The sequence below is a fragment of the Thermodesulfobacteriota bacterium genome, assembly GCA_040758155.1.
GTDB lineage: Bacteria > Desulfobacterota > Deferrimicrobia > Deferrimicrobiales > Deferrimicrobiaceae > UBA2219.
Window position 1 is genome coordinate 43,617 of the sequence record JBFLWB010000144.1, and the last position, 22,284, is coordinate 65,900.

General features: G+C 67.2%; 21 protein-coding genes. 15 read left to right on the top strand and 6 right to left on the bottom strand.

Annotation, left to right across the window (positions count from 1 at the left end):
* Positions 1–1,191 carry an HlyD family efflux transporter periplasmic adaptor subunit gene (locus AB1346_10110; GenBank protein MEW6720789.1) on the top strand — a complete coding sequence of 397 codons (1,191 nt, stop codon included), beginning with the start codon at positions 1–3 and terminating at the stop codon, positions 1,189–1,191.
* A 25-nt stretch (positions 1,192–1,216) separates the two neighbouring features.
* Here the strand turns inward: AB1346_10110 and AB1346_10115 are convergent, their stop codons facing one another.
* The gene (locus AB1346_10115; protein MEW6720790.1) at positions 1,217–1,585 is read right to left on the bottom strand and encodes a translation initiation factor Sui1; all 369 of its coding nucleotides are present in this window, start codon (positions 1,583–1,585) and stop codon (positions 1,217–1,219) included.
* A 42-nt stretch (positions 1,586–1,627) separates the two neighbouring features.
* Between AB1346_10115 and AB1346_10120 the strand changes: the two genes are divergently transcribed.
* Genes AB1346_10120 through AB1346_10130 form a run of 3 tightly spaced genes read left to right on the top strand, consistent with a single transcriptional unit; the run spans position 1,628 to position 8,666 of the window.
* Positions 1,628–2,647, top strand: coding sequence for a class I fructose-bisphosphate aldolase (locus AB1346_10120; GenBank protein MEW6720791.1), 1,020 nt, complete (start codon positions 1,628–1,630; stop codon positions 2,645–2,647).
* Positions 2,644–6,162 carry a DUF748 domain-containing protein gene (locus tag AB1346_10125; protein ID MEW6720792.1) on the top strand — a complete coding sequence of 1,173 codons (3,519 nt, stop codon included), beginning with the start codon at positions 2,644–2,646 and terminating at the stop codon, positions 6,160–6,162. Before AB1346_10120 ends, AB1346_10125 begins: the two co-directional genes overlap by 4 nt.
* 38 nt (positions 6,163–6,200) lie before the next feature.
* Positions 6,201–8,666 (top strand): ATP-binding protein, encoded by a 2,466-nt coding sequence (locus tag AB1346_10130; protein ID MEW6720793.1) that lies wholly within the window; start codon positions 6,201–6,203, stop codon positions 8,664–8,666.
* Here the strand turns inward: AB1346_10130 and AB1346_10135 are convergent.
* The 4 genes from AB1346_10135 to trxB all read right to left on the bottom strand — a co-directional run bounded on the left by AB1346_10135 (position 8,647) and on the right by trxB (position 12,524).
* Positions 8,647–9,534, bottom strand: coding sequence for a DMT family transporter (locus AB1346_10135; protein MEW6720794.1), 888 nt, complete (start codon positions 9,532–9,534; stop codon positions 8,647–8,649). The genes AB1346_10130 and AB1346_10135 overlap by 20 nt on opposite strands.
* A 30-nt stretch (positions 9,535–9,564) precedes the next feature.
* Positions 9,565–10,938 carry a DEAD/DEAH box helicase gene (locus AB1346_10140; GenBank protein ID MEW6720795.1) on the bottom strand — a complete coding sequence of 458 codons (1,374 nt, stop codon included), beginning with the start codon at positions 10,936–10,938 and terminating at the stop codon, positions 9,565–9,567.
* Positions 10,939–11,106: 168 nt separating this feature from the next.
* Positions 11,107–11,604 carry a phosphohistidine phosphatase SixA gene (gene sixA / locus AB1346_10145; protein ID MEW6720796.1) on the bottom strand — a complete coding sequence of 166 codons (498 nt, stop codon included), beginning with the start codon at positions 11,602–11,604 and terminating at the stop codon, positions 11,107–11,109.
* Positions 11,601–12,524 (bottom strand): thioredoxin-disulfide reductase, encoded by a 924-nt coding sequence (gene trxB, locus AB1346_10150; GenBank protein MEW6720797.1) that lies wholly within the window; start codon positions 12,522–12,524, stop codon positions 11,601–11,603. The genes sixA and trxB overlap by 4 nt, the downstream gene beginning before the upstream one ends.
* A 137-nt stretch (positions 12,525–12,661) precedes the next feature.
* Between trxB and AB1346_10155 the strand changes: the two genes are divergently transcribed.
* From AB1346_10155 to ald, 9 genes are all read left to right on the top strand, one after another.
* Positions 12,662–13,093: a ferritin-like domain-containing protein gene (locus tag AB1346_10155; GenBank protein MEW6720798.1), complete on the top strand. Its 432-nt coding sequence runs from the start codon at positions 12,662–12,664 to the stop codon at positions 13,091–13,093.
* Positions 13,038–14,213: an A/G-specific adenine glycosylase gene (gene mutY / locus AB1346_10160; GenBank protein MEW6720799.1), complete on the top strand. Its 1,176-nt coding sequence runs from the start codon at positions 13,038–13,040 to the stop codon at positions 14,211–14,213. Before AB1346_10155 ends, mutY begins: the two co-directional genes overlap by 56 nt.
* An 80-nt stretch (positions 14,214–14,293) precedes the next feature.
* Positions 14,294–15,442, top strand: coding sequence for an ABC transporter substrate-binding protein (locus AB1346_10165; GenBank protein ID MEW6720800.1), 1,149 nt, complete (start codon positions 14,294–14,296; stop codon positions 15,440–15,442).
* 30 nt (positions 15,443–15,472) lie between these two features.
* Positions 15,473–16,357, top strand: a complete 885-nt coding sequence (locus AB1346_10170) for a branched-chain amino acid ABC transporter permease (protein MEW6720801.1) — start codon at positions 15,473–15,475, stop codon at positions 16,355–16,357.
* A gap of 12 nt (positions 16,358–16,369) precedes the next feature.
* On the top strand, positions 16,370–17,293 hold the full coding sequence (locus AB1346_10175) for a branched-chain amino acid ABC transporter permease (GenBank protein MEW6720802.1): 924 nt from the start codon (positions 16,370–16,372) through the stop codon (positions 17,291–17,293).
* Positions 17,290–18,075 carry an ABC transporter ATP-binding protein gene (locus AB1346_10180; GenBank protein MEW6720803.1) on the top strand — a complete coding sequence of 262 codons (786 nt, stop codon included), beginning with the start codon at positions 17,290–17,292 and terminating at the stop codon, positions 18,073–18,075. Before AB1346_10175 ends, AB1346_10180 begins: the two co-directional genes overlap by 4 nt.
* A gap of 4 nt (positions 18,076–18,079) precedes the next feature.
* Complete coding sequence (locus AB1346_10185; GenBank protein ID MEW6720804.1) at positions 18,080–18,796, top strand: ABC transporter ATP-binding protein; 717 nt, start codon at positions 18,080–18,082, stop codon at positions 18,794–18,796.
* Between the two features lie 237 nt (positions 18,797–19,033).
* The gene (locus tag AB1346_10190; GenBank protein MEW6720805.1) at positions 19,034–19,234 is read left to right on the top strand and encodes a cold-shock protein; all 201 of its coding nucleotides are present in this window, start codon (positions 19,034–19,036) and stop codon (positions 19,232–19,234) included.
* Positions 19,235–19,303: 69 nt separating this feature from the next.
* The gene (gene ald, locus AB1346_10195) at positions 19,304–20,422 is read left to right on the top strand and encodes an alanine dehydrogenase (GenBank protein MEW6720806.1); all 1,119 of its coding nucleotides are present in this window, start codon (positions 19,304–19,306) and stop codon (positions 20,420–20,422) included.
* A 20-nt stretch (positions 20,423–20,442) separates the two neighbouring features.
* Here ald and coaE read toward each other — a convergent pair whose 3' ends face one another.
* Positions 20,443–21,117, bottom strand: a complete 675-nt coding sequence (gene coaE, locus AB1346_10200) for a dephospho-CoA kinase (GenBank protein ID MEW6720807.1) — start codon at positions 21,115–21,117, stop codon at positions 20,443–20,445.
* A 43-nt stretch (positions 21,118–21,160) separates the two neighbouring features.
* Between coaE and AB1346_10205 the strand changes: the two genes are divergently transcribed.
* Entirely contained in the window at positions 21,161–21,481 is a 321-nt protein-coding gene (locus tag AB1346_10205) for an SCP2 sterol-binding domain-containing protein (GenBank protein MEW6720808.1), read from the top strand.
* Positions 21,482–21,502: 21 nt separating this feature from the next.
* Positions 21,503–22,282, top strand: coding sequence for an NAD-dependent deacylase (locus AB1346_10210; GenBank protein ID MEW6720809.1), 780 nt, complete (start codon positions 21,503–21,505; stop codon positions 22,280–22,282).
* Positions 22,283–22,284: the final 2 nt, after the last annotated feature.

Genomic DNA, 22,284 nt, shown 5'->3' on the forward strand with positions numbered 1-22,284 from the left:
ATGGCATGGAAAAACAGGATCCTGCCGATCGTCCTGCTCCTATTCGCCGCCCTGTTTCTCCTCTGGGCGTTCCTGCCGCGTCCGGTTCCCGTGGAGACGGCGAAGGTCGCGCGGGGTCCGTTGAGTGTCGTCGTGGAGGAAGAGGGAAAGACGCGCCTGCGCGACCGGTTCGTCGTGTCCGCCCCCGTTTCCGGCTATGTAGAGCGGGTGGACCTCGAAGTCGGGGACCCGGTGAAGAAGGGACAGCCGGTGGCCGCCCTGGAGCCGCTGCGCGCGGATGCCCTCGATCCGCGGTCCCGGGCCGCCGCCCAGGCCCGCGTCGCGGCCGCGGAGGCGGCGCTGGAGGCCGCGGAGGCGCGCGCACGGGAGGCCGCGGCGGCGGACGACTACGCGGGGGAGCTGCTCCGGCGGACCCGCCGGCTCGCGGAGGCGGGGCTCGCGACGAGGGACACGCTGGATCGGGTCGATTCGGAGGCGCGACGGGCGGCGGCGGCAAAGGCATCGGCGGAAGCGGCGGCGGAGGCCGCGCGGCACGAGGTCGCGCAGGCGCGGGCGATGCTGATCCGGGGCGGAAAAGGAGCCGGCCCGGGCGGCGAGAAAGTCGTGGTCCGTTCGCCGGCGACGGGTCGTGTGATGGCCGTGGCGCGGGAGAGCGAGGGCGTGGTGGCGGCGGGTACCCCCCTGATGGTCGTGGGCGATCCCGCCCGGATCGAAGTGGAGGTCGACGTGCTTTCGGCGGACGCCGTCCGGATCGCGGAGGGCACCCCGGTGCGCTTCAAGAGGTGGGGAGGCGATGGGGTGCTGGAAGGAAGGGTGCGCCGGGTGGAGCCGACGGGGTTCACGAAGATCTCCGCGCTGGGAGTGGAGGAGCAGCGGGTGTTCGTGATCGTGGACTTCACCTCCCCCCGGGAGATCTGGGAGAGGATCGGCGACGGCTACCGGCTGGTGGCCGGTTTCGTCCTGTGGGAGGAGAAGGACGTCCTGCAGGTTCCGGAAGGCGCAGTGTTCCGGAAGGGCGACCGGCACGCCGTTTATGCGGTGGCGGGGGGGCGGGCGAAAGTCCGCGAGGTGACGATCGGGAAACGGAACGGGTTCGCCGCCCAGGTTCTCTCGGGGCTTACGGAAGGGGAAACGGTGGTCGTCCACCCGGGAGACTCGGTGAGCGACGGAAGGAAGGTGGCTCCTCGGTGACGGGGATGCGTCCGGCGGATGGCGGTCAGCCGCCTGAGGGTTTCGCTTTGAAACCGCGGCGCGAAAGCTCCGCGAGGATCTTCTCTCGGTGGTCCCCCTGGATCTGGATCGCCCCCTCCTTGACGGTCCCGCCCGTCCCGCAGCAGCGCTTCAGTTCCGCACACAGCTCATTCAGGGCGTCGCCCGGAAGGGGGATGCCGTCCGCGACGGTGACCGTTTTCCCGCCGTGCCCCTTCGTCTCCCGCCGGACGCGGACGATCCCGTCCCCCTTCGGAGGCGGGGATTCGCGTCGGCAGGAGCACTTTGCCATCGAGGCGCGGCATTTCGGGCACACAAGACCCCGGTCGGTGGAATAGACGAGCCGGAGATCGTCGCTTTTCGGAGGACAGGGCATCCTATAAATATAACCCGGATCCGTTCCGGCAAGGAGGGGCCCATGAACGCGAGCGGTCTGGAAGCGACGGCAAGGGCGCTGGTCGCGCCGGGCAAGGGGATCCTGGCCGCGGACGAAAGCGCTCCCACGATCGAAAAAAGGTTCCGGTCCGTCGGCGTCCCGTCGACGGAGCCGAACCGCCGGGCGTACCGGGAGCTGCTGTTCACGGCACCGGGGGCGGGCGAATACATCGGCGGCGCGATCCTGTACGACGAGACGATACGCCAAGGCGCCTCGGACGGCACCCCGTTCCCCGCCGTGCTGTCGCGGCAGGGGATCGTGCCGGGGATCAAGGTGGACGCGGGGGCGAAGCCGCTGGCGGGATATCCCGGGGAGACGGTCACCGAAGGGCTCGACGGCCTGCGCGCGCGCTTCGCGGAATACAGGGAGCTCGGAGCGCGCTTCGCCAAGTGGCGCGCCGTAATCGAAGTCGGGGACGGGATCCCGACGGCGTTCTGCATCCGCGCGAACGCGCACGCGCTGGCCCGGTACGCGGCGCTTTCCCAGGAGGCGGGGCTGGTCCCCATCGTGGAGCCGGAGGTCCTGATGGACGGCGGCCACACGATCGAGCGCTGCGCGGAGGTGACGGAAGCGCTCCTTTCCCGGGTCTACGCGGAGCTGGCGGCCCACCGGGTGCGCATCGAGGGGACGCTGCTGAAGCCCAACATGGTGATCGCCGGGAAGAAGTGCCCGGCGCAGGGGGACGCCACCCGGGTCGCGGGGGAAACCGTCCGCGTCCTGTCGCGGACGGTGCCGCCGGCGGTCCCGGGGATCGTCTTCCTCTCGGGCGGCCAGACGCCCCGGCAGGCGACGGAAAACCTGAACGCCATGAACGCAACGGGCAGGCACCCCTGGGAGCTCGGCTTCTCCTACGGCCGGGCGCTGCAGGATCCCGTCCTGAAGACGTGGAAAGGGGAGCCCGGGAACGTCGCCGCGGCGCAGAGGGCTTTTCTGCACCGGGCGCGGCTCAACGGGGCGGCCCGCTCAGGGGTGTACCATCCCCGCATGGAGGAAGCGGAGTGACACGGAAAAAGGCGATCGTCACCCTCGGAGCGTTGTGCATCTTCGTCCTCCTCGGGTTCCTCGCCGTGCCCGCGATCCTGAAGCCGGTATTGCGGAACGCCATCTCCGAGGCGCTCCACCGGAAGGCCGAGATCCGCGAGGTCCGCTTCAATCCGTTCTTCCTTTCCGTCTCCATCCGGGGGCTGGAGATCTCCGACCGGGACTCCCCGGAGCGATGGGTTGCGGCGGAGGAGATCTTCGCGAACCTCCAGGTCGCATCCGTGTATCGCATGGGCCCCGTCCTGAAGGAGATCCGGCTGACGCGGCCGCATGTGCGCATCGTCCGTCGCCCGGACGGTACGTACAACTTCTCTGATATTCTGGAAGAAGCATCGAAAAAACCGAAGAAAGAGTCAAAACCTTTAAAGTATTCCTTTAACAACATCCAGATCGTCGACGGCAGGGTGGAATTCCTCGACGGGCCGAAAGGCGCGCGGCACGTCGTCGAGGGGATCCAGGTCGCGGTCCCGTTCGTGTCGAATCTGAAATACGCGGTCGACCGGTACGTCACCCCTTCCTTCGCCGCGGTCGTCAACGGGGACGCGGTGTCCCTGAGAGGGAGGACGAAGCCCTTCCAGGAGTCGCTAGAGACGGCGTTCGAGATCGACATCGTCGACCTGAGCCTCCCGAGATATCTCGAATACCTTCCCTTCCGGAGGGATTACGAAGTCCCGAGCGCGCTCCTCGACGTGAAGGCGGTGCTTTCCTTCCGACAGGAGAAGTCGGGGAAGCCCTCCATCCGGGCGGAAGGGTACGCCCAGCTCCGGGACGTGCGGATCACCGGCGGCGACAGCAGCCCGATGATCCGCCTGCCGGTGGTGCGCGCCGTCATCGCTCCGGCCGACCTGGCGGCGCGGGAGTTCCGATTCGCCTCCCTCACGGTCCGCGATCCGGAACTCGATATCGTCATCGACGGCGGCGGGAGGTTGAACCTGCTCTCGATGGTCCCCGGGAAGGAGGGTACGGCGGCTGGGGAGAACGGGGAAAAGGCCGCCGTTTCCGTGGATGCGTTCCGGATCTCCGGCGGGAAGATCCGCTTCACGGACGCCTCCAGGCGGGACGTTTTCCGGACCGCCATCGGGGAGCTCAGGATCGATGCGGCCCGCTTGGGCAACGAGGAAGGGAAGGCGGCGGACGTCTCGCTTTCTCTGTCGACGGAGTCCGGGGAGTCCGCGGGGCTGAAGGGGACTCTGAAGCTCGCCCCGCTCGGCTCGGATGGGACGCTCACCGTCTCGAAGCTTGCGCTGGGGAAGTACGCGCCGTACTACGGAGACGCGATCCTGTTCGACGTGATGCAGGGAACGCTCGACCTCCAGGCGGGTTATTCCTTCGCTCAAGGTGCCGAAGGGGCCCGATACCGGGTCCACGGGCTGGGCGCGACGGTCGAGCGGCTGCGGCTCCGCCGAAGGGACGAGAAGGAGGATTTCCTGGAGGTCCCCAGGTTTTCCCTCAAGGACGGGTCGATCGATCCGGAACGGAAGGAGATCGCGGCCGGGGAAATCTCGACGGATGGGGGACGGGTCGCGATCCGGCGGGCGAAGGGCGGGGCGATCAACGTGGCCCGCCTGGTTCCCGAAACGCCGCCCCCGGCGGATGCGCGCGCGGCGCCGCCGTGGACCGTGACGGCGGGGAAGGTGTCCGTCGGGCGATACCGCGTGGCGTTCGACGACGGCGCGACGGATCCTCCCGCGGCGCTGGACTTCGATGAGATGCGCCTCCGGGCGGAGAACGTGACGACCGCGGAGAAGGGGAAGGGCGCGTTCGCCTTCTCCACGAGATTCAACCGGGAAGGGACGCTGTCTCTGGGCGGATCCTTCTCCCTGGAGCCGGTCTCGATGGCCGGAAAGCTCCGGGCGAAGACGCTGCCGATCGGCCCGCTGCAGCCGTACTTCGCCGAGAGCGTGAAGATCCTCCTGACGGGCGGGAGCGTCTCGGCGGACGGGGAGGTGCGGCTCTCCGTCCCGAAAGGCGGGGCGCTCCAGGCGGCATACCGGGGGGACGCGTCCGTCAACGGCTTCGCCTCCCTGGACAAGGAGCGGGGGGAGGATTTCCTGAAGTTCTCGACGCTGCACTTCGCCGGGATCGACGTGCGCCACCGGCCGACGAGCGTCGCGATCCGGGACATCGCCCTGACCGATTTCTACTCGCGGCTCATCGTCAACGAGGATGGGACGCTGAACGTCCAGGGGATCCTCGTGCATGGAGGGGCGGCGGACAATGCCGCGACGGCCTCCCTGGAGGACACGGCCGCGCGGGACAACGCCGCGGCATCGCCCGCGGTGCCCGTCCGGATCGACGCCGTGACGCTGCAGGGCGGGGACGTGAATTTCAGCGACCGGTACGTGAAGCCGAACTACAGCGCGAACCTCGTCGAGATCGGGGGACGGGTGTCCGGACTCTCCTCGGACGAGTCGATGCTCGCGGACGTCGACCTCCGGGGGAAGCTGCAGAACTCGGCCCCCCTGGAGATCCGGGGGAAGATCAACCCGCTGGCGAAGGATCTGTTCCTGGACCTGAAGGTCGATTTCCGGGACATGGACCTTTCGCCGCTGACCCCGTATTCCGGCCGGTACGCCGGCTACGCGATCGAGAAGGGGAAGCTGACGCTGAACCTCGCCTACCATATCGAAAAGCGGAAGCTCGACGCCGGGAACAAGGTGTTCATCGACCAGTTCACCTTCGGGGAGGCGGTGGACAGCCCGGAGGCGACGAAGCTCCCGGTCCGGCTCGCGGTCGCCCTGCTCAAGGACCGCCGGGGGGAGATCCGCCTGGACATCCCCGTCACGGGCCGGATCGACGATCCGAAGTTCAGCGTGTGGAGGATCGTCTGGCAGGTCGTCGGAAACCTCCTGGCGAAAGCCGCCACCGCGCCCTTCGCCCTGATCGGGGCGCTGTTCGGGGGCGGGGGGGAGGAGCTCTCCTACGTCGAGTTCGACCCGGGGAGGTCCGACATCCCGGCTGCCGGCGCGGGGAAGCTGGCGAACCTCTCGAAGGCGCTGTACGAGCGTCCTTCCCTGAAGCTCGAAATCGCGGGGCACGCGGACCTCGAGCGGGACCGGGAGGAGCTCCGGAATATCCTTTTCCGGAGGAAGGTCGCCGCGCAGAAGGTGAAGGGGCTCGCGAGGTCCGGGCAGCCGGCGCCCGCGATCGACAACGTGCGCGTCGAACCCGCGGAATACCCGAAGTACCTTGAGGGCGCGTACCGGGAGGAGAAGTTCCCCAAGCCGCGGAATGCGCTCGGGATGGTGAAGGGGCTCCCCGCTCCCGAGATGGAGAAGCTGATGCTGGCGCACATCCGGGTGACGGACGGCGACCTGCGGCAGCTCGCCGTCGAGCGCGCGTCGAGGGTCCGCGACGCGCTGCTCGCGGACGGGAAGGTGGAGCCCGGCAGGATCTTCCTCGTGGAGCCGAAGGAGCTCGCTCCCGGGAAGAAGGAGAATTTAAGGGACAGCCGGGTCGATTTTTTGATCAAATAAGCGCTTGCGAATGAACAAACGATCCGTCAGGAGACGATATGGCCAGAATCCTGCCCCCCGAAGAGATCCACGCCCCCTGCGACCCGTCCCGTTTCCGCTTCAAGACGACGAAGGACCTTCCCCCGCTGGCGCGTTTCGTCGGCCAGGAGCGCGCCCTCGGCGCGATCGACTTCGGGCTGAACATGCGCAGCCTCGGCTTCAACATCTATGCCCTGGGGGAGAACGGCACGGGAAAGACCTCCGCCGTGCGCCAGTTCATCGCGGAGAAGGCGAAGGCGGAGCCCGTCCCCCGGGACTGGGTATACGTCTACAACTTCCGCGATACCGCGGAGCCGGTCGCCATTTCCCTCGCTCCGGGGCGCGGCATCGATTTCCAGCAGGACATGGCGGAGCTGGTGGGGTACCTGCGGGTGACGATCCCGAAGGTCTTCGACTCGAAGGAATACGATCAGCAGAAGAGCCGGATCGTCGAGGAGTTCCAGAACATGCAGAAGGAGCTCTTCGGCGCGTTCGAGGAGCAGGCCGAGGGGTGGGGATTCAAGGTGCACCGCGCGGTCAACGGCTACAACATCGTCGCGGTGAACGCGCAGGGGGAACCGATCAAGGAGGAGGAGTACGAGACCTTCGACGAGCAGAGAAAGAACGACATGCGGGTGCACGGGAAGCAGATCCAGGAGCGCCTGGAGGACGTCGTCCGCGTAATGAAGGAGGAGGACAAGAAGACCAAGAGGGCTCTGGCCGACCTCGAGCGGACCGCGGCGCTTTCCGTGCTGGGGCGCGGCATAGAGGACATGCGGCGGAAGCACGAAGACAACGAGAAGGTGAAGCTGTACCTCGACGAGGTGCGGGAGGACGTCCTGACGAATCTCGACGATTTCAAGGGGGGCGGCGAGCCGCAGCCGCCTCCGCAGATGCCGTTCCTCAAGATCCCGAAGCCGGAACCAGATTTCCAGCGCTACTCGGTGAACGTGATCGTGAACAACCTGGGAGCGGAAGGGGCCCCCGTCGTGTTCGAGAGCAACCCGACCTACTTCAACCTCTTCGGACGGGTGGAGCACAAGCTGCAGATGGGGGCGGCCGTCACCGATTTCACCATGATCCGCGGAGGGGCGCTCCACAAGGCGAACGGCGGCTTCCTGGTCCTCCAGGCGATCGACCTGCTCCGGAACATGTTCTCCTACGACGCCCTGAAGCGGGCCGTGCGGCAGGAGGAGGTCCGCATCGAGGACGTGGCGGAGCAGTACCGCCTCGTGTCCACAGCGGTGCTGAAGCCGGAGCCGATTCCTTTGAAGGTGAAGATCGTCCTGATCGGCAACCCGGAGCTTTACTACATGCTGTACAACCTCGACGAGGATTACCGCGAACTTTTCAAGGTGAAGGCGGACTTCGACCACCGGATCGAGCGGACGGACGACACCATGGATCATTACGCCCGGTTCGTGGCGACCAAGACGCAGGAGGAGGGGCTGCTCCCGTTCGACCCGGACGGCGTGGCGAAGGTGGTCGATTTCGGCGTCCGGCTGGCGGAGGACCAGGAGAAGCTTTCCACGAAATTCAGCGACATCTCCAACCTGCTGCGGGAGGCGCACTACTGGGCGTCGAAGGAGAAGGCCGACGCGGTCTCCGGATCCCACGTGAAGAAGGCGCTCCGGGCGAAGATCCACCGGAACAGCCTGGTCGAGGACCGGATGCGGGACCTGACCGCCGAGGGGTCCTTCATCGTCGAGACCGGCGGAGAGCTCGCGGGACAGGTGAACGGGCTTGCCGTCTACGACGCGGGCGACCACAGCTTCGGGAAGGCGTCCCGAATCACCGCGACGGTGTACGTCGGCAGGGGCGGGGTCCTGAACATCGAGCGCCAGACGAAGATGTCGGGGAAGATCCACGAAAAGGCGGTCCTCATCCTTTCGAACTGGCTCGGACGGATGTTCGCTGCGCGGGCGCCGATCAGCCTCACCGCGTCGCTGACGTTCGAGCAGCTCTACGGGATGATCGAGGGCGACTCCGCGACCTGCGCGGAGCTCTACGCGCTGCTGTCGGCCATCTCCGGAGCGCCGATACGGCAGGGGATCGCGATCACCGGGTCGATGGACCAGAACGGCACCGTGCAGCCCATCGGAGGGGTCAACCAGAAGATCGAGGGGTTCTTCGACCTGTGCGCGCTGCGCGGGCTCGACGGCTCCCACGGCGTCATCATCCCGAGCCGGAACCGGCGGAATCTGATGCTGAAGGAAGAGGTCGTGGAGGCGGTCCGCTCCGGGAAGTTCCGCATCCACGAGATCGACCGGATCGAGGAGGGGATCCCGATCCTGACGGGGCTTCCGGCGGGGGAGGCGGGTGCGGACGGAGCGTATCCCGAGGGCACCTTCTACCGGAAGGTCGCCGACCGGCTGGACGCGCTGCGCAAGGCGGCGAAGGGTGCGGAGGGGGAGAAGGAGAAGGAGAGCGGGGAGGACGACGGGGGCGGGTGCGGGTCCTGCGGGGTCACCGGCCCGCCAGCGTGACCCCCGCGAGGATCAGCGCGATGCCCGCCATGTGGAAATGGCGGAACGTCTCGCCGAGGAGGAGCACCGCCAGCAGCGAGCCGAACGCCGGCATCAGGTGGAGGAACGCCCCGGCGCGGTTCGCCCCCAGCTCCTCCACCGCCTGGTTCCAGAAGACGTAGGCCGCCAGCGACGCCAGGAGCGCGAGGTAGAGCAGGCTCCCGGCCGTGGGGGCGTCGAACGCGATCCGCAATCCCCTGGAGATCTCCCATGCGTACAGGGGGGCCAGGCACGCCACGCCGACCCCCATAAGGACGGTCAGCAGCGCCAGCGGGTGGAGCCCCTCCGGCCGCCGCTTCAGCAATATCGTGTAGAACGCCCAGCAGAAGACCGCCGTCAGCACCCAGAGGTCGCCCCGGTTGAACGACAGCGAGAGAAGCGTGTCGAGGGAGCCGCGGGAGACGATCGTCGCCACGCCGAGCAGGGAGACGGCGATCCCGACGCACTGCCGGGAGGTCGCCATCTGGCTGCGGAGGACGAAGGAGATCGCAAGGATGAAGGCGGGACACGCCGAGTTCAGCAGGATCGCGTTCGTGGCGGTCGTCTCGTGGAGGCCGATGTAGACCAGCGTGTTGAACGAGCCGATCCCCAAGATGCCGAGCGGCAGCACCGTCCTCCACGACCGGAGGATCTCCGGGAACCTCTCTTTTAGATGCGGCCAGGAGAAGGGGAGCAGCACCGCCAGCGCCAGCGCCCAGCGCCAGAAGGCCATGCCGATCGGCGGGATGCGCGCGCTGACCGCCCGGCCGAGTACGAAGTTCCCGGACCAGAAGAGGGTGGCCAGGACGAGGAGAAGGGCGGGGTGGGCCGGGACGTGTCGCGGTCGCAAGGCGCGGCCCTCCCCCGGGATGCGTCGGGCCTACTTCCGGAAGGCCCGCGCGGGAGCGGAGGCGTCCCGGTGCTGGGTCTTCCTGCCGCCGGAGCCGGCGGTCGGACGGGCTTCCTCCTCCGTGTGCCTCGAGGCGCGGGAAGGGGGGCTCCCCCCCGGCGCGGAGCGCATCGACGAGAGGAATGACGCGTCTACGGTGATCATGTAGGGGCGGTGCCGCGGCTCCATGCGTCCCGTCTCGAGCACGGTCGGAGGGCCCGCCTTCGCCGGGGAGGCGAACGGGTGCTCCGTCGCGACCGTGAGGTGCTTCCGGATCAGCCGCTCGATCTCCGCCAGCAGCGGCCGCTCCTCGAAGGCGCAGAAGGACACCGCGATGCCCGACAGGCCGGCGCGGCCGGTGCGCCCGATGCGGTGCACGTACGCCTCCGGCTCGTTGGGCAGGTCGTAGTTGAAGACGTGGGACAGCTCGACGATGTCCAGCCCCCTGGCGGCGATGTCCGTGGCCACCAGGACCCGGATCGTCCCCTTCTTGAAGGCCGAGAGCGCCCGCTCCCGGGCCCCCTGGGACTTGTCGCCGTGGATCGCCTCGGTCCGGATGTCCGCGCGGCTCAGGATCCGCTCCACGCGGTCGGCGCCGTGGCGCGTCCGGGTGAACACCAGGGCGTTCTTGACGGCGTCGTCGGAGAGGAGGTGCTTCAGAAGCGCCGCCTTCTCCGCCTTCTCCACGTAATACAGGAAATGGTCGACCGCCTCCGCCGGCGCGGAGGCCGGGGCCACGGAGACGCGCACCGGGTCGCGCAGGATCGTGTCCGCGAGCCGCGCGATGTCGTACGGGATCGTGGCGGAGAACAGCAGCGTCTGGCGCACGTCCGGGAGCTTCGAGATCACCCGGCGGATGTCGGGGAGGAAGCCCATGTCGAGCATCCGGTCCGCCTCGTCGAGGACGAAAATCTCCACCGCGGACAGGTCGATGAGCTTCTGGTTCATGAGGTCGAGGAGCCGCCCCGGCGTGGCGATCAGGACGTCCACCCCCTTGCCGAGCGCCTGCTCCTGCGGCCGCTGGCTCACGCCGCCGTAGACGGTCGTGTGGCGCAGGCCGGTGTGGACGGCGTAGTCGCGGAAGCTTTCGCCGATCTGCACGGCCAGCTCCCGCGTGGGGGTGAGGACCAGGGAGCGGATCGGGCGCCGTCCACGCTTCGGGCGGCCCGCAGCGGAGAGGCGCTGGAGGATGGGCAGCGCGAACGCCGCCGTCTTCCCGGTGCCCGTCTGGGCCGATCCGAGGATGTCGCGCCCTTCCAGCACGTGGGGGATCGCCTGCTCCTGGATGGGGGTCGGTGTGGTGTAGTTCATCGCCTGCACGGCCCGGAGGATCTCCGGGGATAAGCCGAAATCGCGAAAATGCATGTTCTTGTTCGTTCTCCTTGGAAGTTCGGTTCTATGTTGACGGTTGAAGTACGACGAACGTTTCAGGCGTGGATCATCCGCTGGGACGGGGATGCCGGGAAAATGGATGATCGGGGGCGCGCAAGCTGGACGTAAATTATCACACAGGCTCCCGATCTGGCAAGCCGTCTATAGATCCGACAGGTCGTCTACCCTGCGTTCCCCGTCCCGCAGCCATACGAACGTCCCCTTGTCCCGCTTTCCGGAGTCGGGAAAGGAGAAGGCCGCAACGCCCCCTTTCGGCATGGCGAATCCGCCCGGCCGGCCGAGCAGCCGGGCGACGATCCGTCCGATGTCCGGCTCGTGGCCGACGAGCGCGATTTCCGTCTCCCCGGGAAAGGAGAGCAGGATCTCGTTCATCTTCTCGAGGTCGAATCCCGGACCCAGGAGGAGGGATGACGACACCTCGCCCTCGTATTCCAGCCGCTCCGCGAGGATGTCCGCCGTCTGCAAGGCGCGGACGAGCGGGCTCGAAAGGATCAGGGAGGGGCGGACGCCGTCGTCCATCAGGCGCCGGGCCGTTTCGCGAAAGGAGGCGCGCCCGTCGGCCGAAAGGTGGCGGGAGGCATCCGGAAGGACCGGCGCGGCGGGGATCGCATCGGCGTGGCGCACCAGGTAGACCTTCATCTTCCCTCCGCTTCGAGGAAGCGTTCCGCGTCGATCGCCGCGCGGCACCCCGCCCCGGCCGCGGTGACCGCCTGGCGGTACGTCTTGTCGTGCACGTCTCCGGCGCCGAACACCCCTTCGACGCTCGTTCGGGAGCCGCCCCGCAGTACGAGGTAGCCGTGGTCGAGCTCGATCTGCCCCTCGAAGACCTTCGTGTTCGGATCGTGCCCGATGGCGACGAAGACTCCATCCACCTTCCTCGTCGTTTCGGAGCCGTCCTTAACGTTCTTCAGCCGGACGCCGGTGACTTCGTTCGCGGCCGGATCGAGGATCTCCGTGACGACGGTGTCGAGGACGAATTCGATCTTCGGGTTGTTCCGGGCGCGGTCCACCATGATTTTGGAGGCGCGGAACTGGTCGCGCCGGTGGATCAGGGTCACTTTCGAAGCGAACCGCGTCAGGAAGGTCGCCTCCTCGAGGGCCGTGTCTCCGCCGCCGACGACCGCGACCTCGCGGTTCCGGAAGAAGGCGCCGTCGCAGGTGGCGCAGGTCGAGACGCCGCGCCCCATCAGCTTCCTTTCCGAATCCAGCCCGAGCATCCGGGCCGATGCGCCCGTGGCGACGATCAGGGTACGGGCCTTGTACTCGTCTTCCTCGGTCCGGACGGTGAAGGGACGGTTCGAAAGATCCACGGATACGACGGTCTCGGTCCTGTATTCCGCGCCGAACCGTTCGGCCTGCTTCTTCATGACCTCGACGAGCTCCGGACCCTGGATCCCGTCCGGGAATCCCGGGAAATTCTCGACGTCTGTGGTGAGGGTGAGCTGCCCTCCGGGCTCTCGTCCTTCGAGGACGAGGGGAGACAGGTTGGCGCGGGCGGTGTAGATCGCAGCCGTGGAGCCGGCGCAGCCGGATCCCAGGATGATCACGTCTCGGACCATGGAATACCTCCGGAACGATCTGGAAGGGTACGATTCAAGGTACCGCGAAATCGTTTCCCGCGGCGATATTTCCATGCAAGAATATATCTCGTTAGTCTTTCCGGACAATATCGTTTCGCGAAAGGAGGCATCAACCGATGTGCGCGCAGAAAGCCTCGAAGGAGCTGCTTGACCTTCTGAACCAGGCCATCGCCAGGGAGATCCAGGTCTCCGTCCAGTACATGTGGCAGCACGTACTATGGAAGGGGGCCGACGGATACGCCGTGAAGGACGTGTTCAAGAAATTCGCGATCACCGAGATGAAGCACGCCGAGGCGTTCGCGGAGCGGCTGGCATATCTCGGCGGCATCCCCACCACGAAGCCCGAGCCGATCTTCGTCGGGTCGACGCTCAAGGAGATGCTGGACCGGGACAAGAAGGACGAGGAAGGGGCGATCGCCCTGTACCGGAAGGGCATCGAGCTCGCCGGGAAAGAAGGGGACGAAACCACCAAGGGGCTTTTCCGGGCGATCCTTGCGGACGAGGAGGAGCACCACGACGTGTTCAGTTCGCTGCTCGAAAAAGATTAAAGGTAAAGGGCGGATAACGAAACCGGATGTCGGGCGGGCCGGCCGGTTCCCGGCGGCCCGCTTTTCCGCCTCCCTCCTGCGATGGTTCCGCAAGGCAGCCCGCAAGATGGAGTGGCGCGAGACCTCGGACCCATACCGGATATGGGTCTCGGAGATCATGCTGCAGCAGACCCGTGCGGATACCGTCGCCGGATACTACTCCCGATTCCTCGCGCGCTTTCCCGATGTGAAGTCGCTTGCCTCCGCGAAAGTGGACGATGTTCTCTCCGCGTGGGAGGGGCTCGGGTACTACGCCCGGGCGAGGAACCTGCACAAGGCGGCCGGAATCGTCGCCGGGCGCTTCGGGGGTACGCTTCCCGCCGCGGCGGAGGTGCTCGCATCCCTTCCCGGAATCGGGCGGTCTACGGCGGGGGCGATCGCGTCCATCGCGTTCGGCCGGGACGAGCCGATCCTCGACGCCAACGTGCGGAGGGTCGTCGCGCGCCTGTTCGCTGTTCGGGGGAGCCTCCGGACAGCCTCCGCGGAAAAATGGCTGTGGCGGTATTCCTCCTCCCTGATTGCGAAGGGAAAAGGGCGGGAAACGGCGCTGGCGCTGATGGACCTTGGCGCCGGGGTGTGCCTGCCCGCGTCCCCCCGCTGTCCCGTCTGCCCCGTGCGCGCGTTCTGCGCGGCCTTCCGGGACGGGATCCAGGGAGAGATCCCCTCCCGGCCGCCCCGTCGCGCCGTTCCACACCACGACATCGTCGCCGCGCTGATCCGCAGGGACGGCGGATATTTTCTGCTTCGAAGGCCGGAGGACGGCCTCCTGGGAGGGCTTTGGTCCTTCCCGTCCGGGAGACGGCTTCCCGGGGAGTCGCTCGAGGCCGCTCTCCGGCGTGCGATCCGGGAAAAGCTCGGCCTGCGGATTGCGATTCAAGGGGAGGCGGGGACCGTTCGGCACGCCTATTCCCATTTCCGCATCACACTGCACGGTTTCTTCTGCACGGTGATCCGCGGAAAATTGCCTTCCGGAGAAGGGACCTGCTGGCTCGCCCAGGGGTCGGCGAGCGGACCCGCGATGCCGGCAGCGGATCGGAAGCTGATGGAAAGTAGGTGTACACCCCGGGACGGTCGGCTGTAAAATGTGCCGGGTTCATGTCTGTCCCGGTTCTGCGCTTGTTCTGCGCTTTGCAGGAACGTCCCGGTTCTTATGGAGGCACCATGAAGCGCCATATCGCCATGCTTGCGGTCGTATTCCTCGGGAGTTGCCTCGTCCTCGCAGCGGCGGGGCCCGCCCTCGCCAAGGACATCAAGATCGGGCTGATCACTCCGCTCTCGGGCGACGTGAAGACCTACGGGGAATCGGTGAAAAACTCCTTCCTCATCGCCGTCGAGGAGGCCAACGCGAAGGGCGGCGTGGCCGGCATGAAAGTCGTTTATATCATCCAGGACGACAAGAACGACCCCACGGAGGCCGCGAACGTGGCGAACCTCCTGGTGAACCAGCACCGCGTCAGGGCGATCGTCGGGGCGGTCACCTCCAAGGCGAGCATCCCGGTCTCCGACATCGTCCAGGCCGCGCGGATCCCGGCGCTCACGCCGACGGGGACGAACCCGAAGATCACGGTGGCGGACGGGAAGCGGAAGGGCTACATGTTCCGGAGCTGCTTCATCGACCCGTTCCAGGGTACGGTGATGGCCCGGTTCGCGCGCGAGACGCTGAAGAAATCCACCGCCGCCGTGCTGTACGACGCCTCGAACGACTACTCCAAGGGCACCGCCGAGGTCTTCCGCGAGAGCTTCCCCAAATTCGGCGGGAAGATCATCGCCTACGAGGCGTACGGGAAGGACGATGTGGATTTCTCGGCGCTCCTGACCAAGGTGAAGGCTTCCGGCGCGGAGGCGCTCTACCTTCCCGACTACTATGGAAAGGTGGGGCTGATCGCCAAGCAGGCGCGGGAGAAGGGGGTGAAGGCGCTGCTCATCGGGGTCGACGGGTGGGATTCCCCGGACCTCGTCAAGATCGCGGGCGACGCGATCGAGGGGGGGTATTTCGTCAACCATTACTCTCCGGACGACCCGCGGCCGGAGGTGGCGGCGTGGGTGAAGAAATATCGGGAGCGGCACGGGCAGCTCCCGGACGCGCTCGGGACCCTGGCGTACGACGGCACCAACCTGCTGTTCGAGGCGATCCGCAAGGCGGGGAGCGACGACCCGCAGAAGATCCGGGACGCCCTTGCGTCGATCCGGGATTTCAAGGGGGTTACCGGGAAGATGATCCTCGACCGGAACGGGGACGCCGTCAAGAGCGCCGCGATCCTGAAGATCGAGGGCGGCCGTCAGAAGTTCGTGAAGACCGTGAATCCGTAGCTCTGTACGCCAGGCGGGCCGTCCGGCGCCATGGAATATTTCCTGCAGCAGGCACTGAACGGGCTGCAGCTCGGGCTGGTGTACGCGCTGATCGCGCTCGGCTACACGATGGTGTACGGGATCGTGCGGCTGATCAACTTCGCCCACGGCGACGTCTTCATGGTCGGGTCGTTCCTCGCGTTCTTCGCCATCGAACGGTACGGGCTGCCGCTCCCCGCCGTGTTCTGCGCCGCGGTCCTCGGCTGCGCCGCCCTGGCGATCGGGATCGAACGGGTGGCGTACCGGCCGTTGCGGAACGCGCCGAAGATCGCCTCCCTCATCACCGCCATCGGCGTGTCGCTGTTCCTCGAGTACTTCACCGCCCTCCACCAGCTGTTCGGCCCCAATTTCCGGGCCTTCCCCCGGCCGTTCCGGATCGTGTCCGTGCAGGCGGGGGAGATCGCCTTCACCAACCTGCAGGGGATCATCCTGGCGGTGACCGTGGCGTGCCTGCTGGTCCTCCAGTACATCGTCTACCGGACCCGGGTGGGGCGCGGGATGCGCGCGGTCTCGTACGACGTCGTGACCGCGGGGCTCATGGGGGTGAACGTGGATGCGGTGATCTCCTTCACGTTCGGCCTCGGTGCGGCGCTCGCCGGCGTGGGAGGGGTCCTCTACGGGATCGCCTATCCGCAGATCCACACCTTCATGGGGATCATGCCGGGGCTCAAGGCCTTCACCGCCGCCGTCCTCGGCGGGATCGGCAGCATCCCGGGCGCGGTGCTGGGGGCGCTGATCATGGGGCAGTCGGAGACGATGACCGCCGCATACCTGTCCTCGACGTACCGCGACGGGATCGCCTTCCTCCTGCTCATCGGAGTGCTCCTCTGGAGACCCACGGGGATCCTCGGAAGCCCGCGGGCGGAGAAGGTCTGAAAGAGGGCGGGGATGGAGCTCCTCGAGACGATCTTCAATCCCTACTGGATCATGATCTTCCAGCATGCGTGCATCGTCGCGGTCTCCGCGCTGGGGCTGAACGTCGTCTTCGGCTACGCGGGGCTGTTCTCCCTCGGGCACGCGGCGTTCTACGGGGTGGGGGCCTATACGGCGGCGCTGCTGATGAAGACGTTCGCAGGGACGTACGCGGACGCGGGATTCCTTGCTTCGCAGGCGGCGTTTCTCGGGTCGCTGCTTGCGGGAGGGGTGGCCGCGGGGCTGTTGGCCGCGCTTGTCGGGCTGCCGGTGCTGCGGCTGACCTCGGACTACCTCGGCGTCGCCACGCTGGGGCTCGGGGTGATCGTGAAGGTGCTGTTCGACAACGCCGACGCGTTCCTCCCCCAGCTCGGCGGCGCGAGGGGGATGACCGGGATCCCCCGGATGACCACGGTGCCCTGGGCCGTCCTCTCCCTGGCCGCGGCGGTGCTGGTGGTCCGGAACGTCGTGCATTCGACGTACGGGAGGGTCCTCGTCGCGATCCGCGAGGACGAGGTCGCGGCCGGCGCCATGGGGATCGACACGTTCCGCTGCAAGGTGGCCGGTTTCGCCCTCGGGTGCGCCTTCGCGGGGGTCGCCGGCGGCCTGTACGCCCATCTGTACATCTTCCTCCACCCGAGCAGCTTCGACTTCTTCAAGTCGTTCGACGTGCTGATGATCGTCGTGCTGGGAGGGCTGGGGAGCATGACGGGGACCCTGGCCGCCTCGTTCGGGTGGGTCTTCCTGCTGGAAGCGCTCCGTGTGTTCCTCCCCCCGGAATACCTGGAGTTCCGGTGGGTGCTGATCCCGGTGCTGCTGGTCGTCACGATGCTCCTGCGGCCGCAGGGGCTGCTCGGGGAGCGGGAGCTGCCGTTCCTGCGGAGCCGGGCGGGCCGATGATGCTCGATGTGGCCGGGATCGTGAAGCACTTCGGAGGGGTCAAGGCGGTGGACGGTGTGGACTTCCGGCTGGCGGAGGGGGAGCTGATCGGCATCATCGGGCCCAACGGGTCCGGGAAGACCACCCTCTTCAACGTGATCACGGGGATCTACCGGCCCGACAGCGGGTCCGTGAAGATGGAGGGGGAGGAGATCGCCGGGCTGCCGCCCCACAGGATCACCCGGATGGGGATCGCGCGGACGTTCCAGAACATCCGGCTCTTCCGGAACCTGACGGTCGCGGACAATGTGCGGATCGCCCACCACCCGCACATCCGGTACGGCGCGGGCGATGCCGTATTCCGGACCGGGGCCTTCTACCGGGAGGAGCGGCGGCTGCGGGAGGAGGTCGACGGATTCCTGTCGCTGTTCTCGCTCCAGGACCGGCGGGGAGAGCTCGCGAAGAACCTGTCGTACGGCGACCAGAGGAAGCTGGAGATCGCAAGGGCCCTCGCATCGTGTCCGAAGCTGCTTCTGCTCGACGAGCCGGCCGCCGGCATGAACCCGTCCGAGGTCGGGAAGCTGATGGAGTTCATCTTGGGCATCCGGGAGCGCTTTTCCCTTACCGTCCTTCTCATCGAGCACCAGATGCGGCTGGTGATGGGGATCTGCCAGCGGCTGATCGTGCTGGACTTCGGCCAGGTGATCGCGCGGGGGATCCCTTCGGAGATCCGGAAGGACCCGCTGGTCGTCGAGGCGTACCTCGGGAAGAGCGTCCCCGCGTGGGACGAGAGCCAGGGATAGGACATTGCTCCTGAGAGTCAACAACCTGAGCGTGTATTACGGCTCGATCCAGGCGCTGCGGGGGATCTCCTTCACGGTACGGAAGGGGGAGATCGTCTCCCTGATCGGGGCGAACGGCGCGGGGAAGAGCACGACGCTGCGGACGATCTCGGGGATCCTGCGCCCCGCCTCCGGGAGCATCCTCCACGAGGGGAAGAGCATTGCGGGGCTTCCGCCGCACCGGATCGCCCGCATGGGACTTGCGCATGTCCCCGAGGGGCGGGGGGTGTTCGCGAACATGAGCGTCCTCGAGAACCTCGAGATGGGAGCGTACGCCCGGACTTCGAAAAAGGAATCGCAGGAGACGCTGGAGCGCGTCCACGCGCTGTTTCCCCGGCTGCGGGAGCGGTCCGGGCAGGCCGCGGGAACCCTGTCGGGCGGGGAGCAGCAGATGCTGGCGATCGGACGGGCGCTGATGCAGCGGCCGGACCTGCTCCTCCTCGACGAGCCGTCGATGGGGCTGTCCCCTCTGCTCGTGCGCGAGATCTTCGAGCTGATCCGCGGCATCAACCGGTCCGGAACGACGATCCTCCTTGTGGAGCAGAACGCGAGCATGGCCCTTTCCGTCGCGCACCGGGCGTACGTCCTCGAGACGGGGGAGATCACCTTGGAGGGGAAGGCCTCCGACCTTCGCGAGAACCCCGCGGTGCGCGCCGCCTACCTGGGGGAAGGGACGGGGTGACGCGGTGATCCGCATATTGACCCCGTGCGCGAATCCTGTATAGGATGTAGCGAATATTGTTATATAGTCTGGCAACAAATGGCGCGGCGCGCGCCGCGGTGGACGTGACGAGGATAGGTGCACCGGTCGCTCGGCCCGCCCCGTCGAAAAACGCCACGAAGGAATCCTCAACACGCGGGGGCTGCTGACCCCGTACAGCCACGGATGACCCATGGGGCATCGGAAGGAGCATCAGGAATGGCGACTGGCACGGTGAAATGGTTCAACGACGCGAAGGGCTTCGGCTTCATCACGGAAGAAGGCGGCGAGGACATCTTCGTCCACTTCAGCGAAATCAAGGGCGACGGATTCCGCACCCTCGCGGAAGGCCAGCGGGTGGAGTTCGACGTCACGACGGGCCCCAAGGGAAAGAAGGCGGCCAACGTCCGGAAGACCTGATCCCCTGAGAAGAACCCGCCCCGGCCCGCTTCGCGGGCCGGGAGCCGGGGCATCGCGGGAGCGCAACCCATGCGGATAGGAATCCCGCGGGAAACGAAGTCGGGGGAGAACCGCGTCGCGCTGACCCCGGAAGGGGCCCGGGAGCTCGTCGCCGCGGGAGCCGATGTAATCGTGGAGTCCGGCGCGGGGGCCGCGAGCGGTTTTCCGGACGAGGCGTACCGGGAAGCCGGCGCGAAGACCGCCGCGGCGGAAGAGGCGTGGGCGTCGGACCTGGTGGTCAAGGTCAAGGAGCCGGTTTCCCCGGAGTTCCGTTTCCTCTCGAAATCCTCCGTCCTGTTCACCTACCTTCATCTCGCCGCCGCCCCGGCGCTCACGGAAGAGCTGTTGAAGCGCCGGGTCACCGCCGTCGGCTACGAGACTGTGACGAGCGACGAGGGGGGGCTGCCGCTCCTTCGCCCGATGAGCGAGGTCGCCGGCATCCTGTCCGTCCAGGCCGGGGCGCGGGGGCTGGAAAGGGTTTGCGGGGGACGGGGGGTGCTTCTCCCGCCTGTGTGGGGAAATCCTCCGGGCGACGTGGTGGTCCTGGGAGCCGGAGTCGCGGGGCGCGCGGCGGCGCGCATCGCGGCGGGGATCGAGGCGAACGTGACGGTGTTCGACCTGAGCGGCGAGAAGCTGCTTCTGGCGAAGAGGGAGTGCGGAGAGCGGGTCCGGACGGTCCTGTCCACGAAGGAGGCGGTCGCGGATGCGCTCCGGGAAGCGGATCTTGTGATCTCGGCTGTCCTCGTGGCGGGGGAACGCGCCCCGCGGATGATCACGCGGGAGGCGCTGCGGACGATGCGCCCCGGCGCTGTCGTCGTCGATATCTCCATCGACCAGGGAGGGGCCTTCGAGACGTCCCGCCCCACAACCCACGACGATCCTTATTACGTGGAGGAAGGGGTCGTCCACTACTGCGTGACCAACATGCCAGCCGCGGTCCCGCGCACCTCCACACTCGCGCTGACCGCCTCCACGCTGCCGTACCTCGTGTCCATCGCGCGGCTGGCAGTTGCCGGGGCGATGCGTTCGGATCCCGGGCTGATGGAAGGGCTGAACACCTACGACGGGCACGTGACCTGCCCCGGAGTCGCCAAGGCGTTCGGGAAACCGTACGTCCCGCCGTCCATGGCACTCGGGGGACATTCTTAGCTTCAAACACGAGCGAAGGGTTAAGAGTGTCCCCCCCCACCGAGCAGGGCCAGCGCGAGGCGCTCGACCTGGGCGCGCGTCTCTTCCAGACCCCCCGAGTTGTCGATCACGTAATCCGAGCGGCCCGCCTTGTCTCCCGCATCCATCTGGGCGCGGATCCGCGCCAGCGCCTGTTCCCTGGAGATCCCGTCCCTGGCCATCGCCCGGCGGAGCTGCTCCTCCTCTCCGCAACGGACGGAGATCACCGCGTCGAACAGCCCCTTTCCGCCCGATTCGTGGATCAGGGCCGCCTCCACGACGACGGCGCGGCAACCCTGACGGGAGAGACCTTCGAGCGTTTCCTTCATCGACGCGAGAATGGCGGGGTGGGTGATCTCTTCCAGCCGCGCGCGGCGGGCGGGGTCCGCGAATACGATGTCCGCCAGTTTCCCGCGGTCGATCGTACCGTCCGGCCGCACGATCCCCGGGCCGAATTCCCGGACGACGGGGGAATGGGCGGAGCCGCCGGGGTCCGTCACCTCCCGGGAGATCCGGTCGGCGTCGATAACCGGGATTCCCGCATGGCGGAACATTTCCGCCACCGTGCTTTTTCCCGAACCGAAGTTCCCCGTGAGCCCGAAGACGCGCATGGCGCGGATTATAGCATCCGCGGCGTCGTTGACATCGCCCGAGGTCCGGTGTACGGTCGTCTCCATTGAACGACGATTCATTCCTCATGGGGAGGAGCGAGGAGGAGACATGCCCGATTTGACGGTGAAAGGATTCTTCGAAGGGCTGGAGGCGAAGTTAGCGGAAAAATCGTCGCTGCTCGCCGGGATGAATTGCGTGTATCAGTTCAATGTTGGGGAATCCGCCTACAACATCACGATGAAGGACGGAAAGGCCTCCGTGGCGGAAGGCCAGACAGCTTCCCCCAATTGCACGGTGACGGTCGCGGAAAACGATTTCCTGGACATGGTCGCCGGAAAACTGGATGGACAGATGGCCTTCCTTACCGGCAAACTGAAGGTTGCCGGCGACATGGGCCTGGCGCTGAAGCTGGGGTCGTTCATCGGCTGATCCGGCATCCGGGAGGGGGGCTTGGCCGGGGTCGACCCGTTCGCGAAAGTGGCGCGTCTCCTGGTCGAGCGGGGCAACGCCGTGGCCCTCACCGGCGCGGGGATCTCGGTGGAAAGCGGCATCCCTGCGTTCCGCGGCTCCCAGGGGCTTTGGGAAAAATACGCCCCGATGGAGTACGCCTCCATCGGGGCGTTCCTTCGTCATCCTGAGAAATCCTGGAAGATGCTGGCGGAGCTTTTGGCCCTCTGCGGCGGCGCGGCGCCCAACCCCGCGCATTTCGGGCTGGCGCGGCTCGAAGAGATGGGGCTGCTGCGCGCCGTCATTACCCAGAACGTCGATCGCCTACACCAGGCGGCGGGTTCCCGGAGGGTCATCGAGTACCACGGGAACCTGGAGGAGCTGGTCTGCGTCTCCTGCTGGAGGAGCTACGCCACGAAGGACCGCTGGGAGGACGGCGGAGCGCCGCCCCGGTGCGACTGCGGGGAGGCCCTCAAGCCCAACATCGTCCTGTTCGGGGAGCCCATCCCGTGGATCGCGCAGGAGCGCGCCGAGGAGGAGGCGAGGACGTGCGGCATGCTCCTGGTCATCGGCACCTCCGCGCAGGTCGCGCCGGCATGCGACATCCCGCGGATCGCGAAGGAGTCGGGGGCGGTCGTGGTGGAGGTCAACCCGGTGGAGACGCACCTGACCGCCGCGGTGACGGACATCCGCATTTCAGGTACGGCGTCCGGCGTCGTCGAAGGGCTCCTTGCGACGATTGCCGGGATGCGGGACGAGGCCGAATCGTCTCTCCGGGATTAAAT